Raw genomic sequence first — 3,208 nt, 5'->3', positions numbered from 1 at the left:
CGACATCACACAGACCCTAGTTGTTGTCGGCGCCGTTGCCGGACAGGATCGGGATGTTGCTCAGGATGTGCGACAGCGCCTCGTCGCCCTTGGCCTGCGTCGAGTTCTCCGTGCACTGCTGGTTCTGCGGCGAGGACAGCACGTTGACGTCCTGGACGGAGACCGGGACGACACCGAGGAGCGAACCGGCGTTGGCCTTGGCCGGCAGGGCGATGCAGGGCTTGTTGAGCGAGCCCTGGATGAGCGCGAACTGCGGGCTCCAGTCGCCGTGGGTGGCGGAGTTCCCGTACGACTGGACGGCACCGTTGCCGTTGACCGACGTCGTGCCGGCGTCGTTCCCGACGGCCATGGCCTGCGGGGCCATCGCGGCGGAGATGCCGGCGATGGAAGCGGCGACGGCCGCCGAGGCCATCATCTTCTTGATCATGAAAAAGCCCTTCTGGATATTCTGCTGCTCGCCTGTCCGGAGCGCCCTGATCAACTCAAGGTGACGAGGATGGTTGTGGCGATTCACTCGAACGATGATTCTCCGCACGCTTGTTCGCCGTGCTCACGGCGCGGAGGTGAACGGAATCCGCGAATGTGGGAATTCGGGCCGCCGCGCCGGATCAGCCGCCGACCGGGAGGCCCCCGAGCAGCGGGACCGCGCCCTTGGCCGCACCGGTGGCCTGGTCGGTCAGCTTGGTGACGGTGCCCTGCTTGTGCATCTTCTCCGCGGCTCCCCCGACCGTGTCGATGAGCGGGTCGGAGGCCTGCGGCGCGCTGGCCATCACCTGGTTGACGCCGCCGGTGAGGCTGAAGTCGGGGGTCGTGGTGTTGGTGACGGCGAAGGCAGGAGCAGCCGTTCCCAGAGCGACCACGGAACCGGCGACGAACGCAGCGGACTTCGCGTACTTCACTTTCGGGATTCCCTTCTGCAGCGGCGTCCCACCGGTCGCACACCCGCGACCGTGCCAGCCTCTTTGGCTGTGACTTCCACCGCTTTCCCTCTGAGTAACGACGCGATCGCGACCGGGCAACTGGAGGGGAAGCGATTTCTTGGCGGCACATCGCGCGCCCACCGGAAATGGAAAGGAAAAGGCCCCGGAACGCGATCGAATGCGTTCCTGGGCCTTTCCGTCATGGGCGTTCGCCCCGGCCGGCCAGGGATCAGCCGTTGATGCAAACGTTATGGAAGGCGGTGTTGAGAAGACCGACCCCATTGACGGTGTCGCCGCAGACGTGGACCGGAATGTGGATCGGAGCCTGGATGACATCGCCCGAGACCACGCCCGGGGAGAGGGCGGTGCGGCCGGTGGTACCGGCGTCGGCGAATGCGGGTGCGGCGGCACCCATCGCCATCAGGGTTCCGGCTGCAATGGCGGCGACCTTGGTGTGCTTCACTTCTGTCCCTTTCTTCGGCGAAGTCCGATGCGGCCACGCCCTTCGTGCCGCACGAGTGCGGTCCTGATCACTCGTGACTCCGCCGCTGCGATTCGTAACGATGCAGGACCGCGGGCGAAACTCTTGAAACGGAAGAATCTCGAGAATCGCCCGAAAGACTGAGCACCGATGCGCTGCCGATCCGTCGGCAGCACAGGGTGCCGGTCGGGCCGTTCCGTGCGCCCTCCCGTCGGAGCGCCCCGGCGGGGCGGCGACAGGGCGGGCAGCAGCTGGCCCGGACCGTGCCGAGGAGGAACGCCGACGGCCCGGGCCTGTCACTGCGGTCGGCCGGATCAGCTGTTGCCGACGCCGTTACCGGAGAGCACCGGGATGTTGCTCAGGATGTGCGACAGCGGCTCGTCGCCCTTGGCCTGCGTCGAGCTGTCGGTGCACTGCTGGTTCTGCGGCGAGGACAGCACGTTGACATCCTGGGCCGTGACCGGGATCCCGCCGACGAGCGAGCCGGGGTTGGCCTTCAGCGGCAGGCCGACGCACAGCTTGTTCAGGCTGCCCTGGACCAGGTCGAACTGCGGGCTTCCGTCACCGTGGGTCTCAGCGTTGCCGAACGACTGCGAGGCTCCGTTGCCGTTGACCGAGGTCGTACCGCCGTCGTCACCGACCGCCATGGCCTGCGTCGCACCCAGACCGAGGATGGAGGCGGCCACGGCGCCCGTGGCCAGAACCTTCTTGATCACGATTAACCCTTCTCGTAACGGATGCCCCGTACCGGAGCTTCCTGCCCAACTCGCGAACGGGCTGTTGGTTCTCTCCGTTCACCCGAACGCCGAAGCCGCACGGACAGCAGTGCGAAAGCAAGCAAGGACTACCGCAGAATCACTTCACCGCCCCTGCATTCCGTCGGAGCCTCAACTTCCCTTTCCATATTCCGGGTTGAGCGGGCGCAATCACACAGCAACGTACGCCGAACGGGGACCCGTTCATGTAATCCGTTCGAGTGGTCACAAAAATTCCACGAAATACGAGTTTCCTAGACATTTCCTCCTCGTTATGCGTGTCACCAGGCGTGCGGCCCTGGTGTGCGCCCGGCAGGAGGTGGATTCAACTGAAGAACCGTGAGGAACGCCGCGACGCGTTCTCGCCGATCCGCCGTGACCACCACCGACAGGCCCACGCATTGAGGTCGTCCGGGGTGTCGTCCCCGGCGAATACCGCACCGCCTGATGAACGAGCCGCGAGCCCCCGCGCTCGCGCGACGTGTCCTAGGAAAGGGCAATCAATGCGAAAAGCCTTGAGTAAAAGCGTGCTCGTCATGGCGGCGGCGTCAGGCATCCTGGCCGCCACCGGCGGGTACGCGTTCGCGGACGCCTCCGTCGAAGGCGCCGCCGTCGGCTCACCGGGCATCGGTTCGGGCAATGCTGTGCAGGCGCCGGTACACGCTCCCGTCAACCTCTGCGGCAACACGGCCAATGTGATCGGTCTGCTGAACTCGGCATTCGGCCAGGAGTGCGCGAACGAGGGCGGCCAGGAAAGCGGCACGGCCGCCCAGGGCGCGAGCGCCGAGGGCGTCGCGGCCGAGTCCGCCGGTGTGGTCTCCGGCAACCTCGTCGAGGTTCCGGTGGACGTTCCGGTCAACGCGTGCGGCAACACGGTCGACGTCGTCGGCGCGCTCAACCCCGCGGTCGGCAATGAGTGTGGGAACGAGTCGGGGAACGCGGCGCCGTCGCCCGTCGACCCGTCCGAGCCGTCGCCCGTCGACCCGCCCAAGCAGCCCGTCGACCCGTCCGAGCCGTCGCCCGTCGACCCGCCCAAGCAGCCCGTCGACCCG

5 protein-coding genes are annotated in these 3,208 nt (G+C 66.8%); 1 reads left to right on the top strand and 4 read right to left on the bottom strand.

Features of this window, described 5'->3' with window-relative positions; translation table 11 throughout:
• Positions 1 to 16: 16 nt before the first annotated feature.
• The 4 genes from AMK22_RS15280 to AMK22_RS15265 form a co-directional block, all read right to left on the bottom strand.
• Positions 17 to 427 (bottom strand): rodlin, encoded by a 411-nt coding sequence (locus tag AMK22_RS15280; RefSeq protein ID WP_073785288.1) that lies wholly within the window; start codon positions 425 to 427, stop codon positions 17 to 19.
• Between the two features lie 181 nt (positions 428 to 608).
• Positions 609 to 899: a hypothetical protein gene (locus AMK22_RS15275; RefSeq protein ID WP_073785286.1), complete on the bottom strand. Its 291-nt coding sequence runs from the start codon at positions 897 to 899 to the stop codon at positions 609 to 611.
• Positions 900 to 1,149: 250 nt separating this feature from the next.
• The gene (locus tag AMK22_RS15270; protein ID WP_073785284.1) at positions 1,150 to 1,383 is read right to left on the bottom strand and encodes a chaplin; all 234 of its coding nucleotides are present in this window, start codon (positions 1,381 to 1,383) and stop codon (positions 1,150 to 1,152) included.
• Positions 1,384 to 1,715: 332 nt separating this feature from the next.
• Complete coding sequence (locus AMK22_RS15265) at positions 1,716 to 2,117, bottom strand: rodlin (protein WP_073785282.1); 402 nt, start codon at positions 2,115 to 2,117, stop codon at positions 1,716 to 1,718.
• A gap of 566 nt (positions 2,118 to 2,683) precedes the next feature.
• On the opposite strand from AMK22_RS15265, the gene AMK22_RS15260 reads away from it, so the two are divergent.
• A partial coding sequence (locus AMK22_RS15260) for a chaplin family protein (protein ID WP_143203565.1) occupies positions 2,684 to 3,208 on the top strand: 525 nt, incomplete at its 3' end.

The organism is Streptomyces sp. CB01580 (genome assembly GCF_001905795.1).
Taxonomy (GTDB): Bacteria; Actinomycetota; Actinomycetes; order Streptomycetales; family Streptomycetaceae; genus Streptomyces.
The sequence above is the reverse complement of the archived record's forward strand: the minus strand, read 5'-3'. Positions and strand labels throughout refer to the sequence as shown.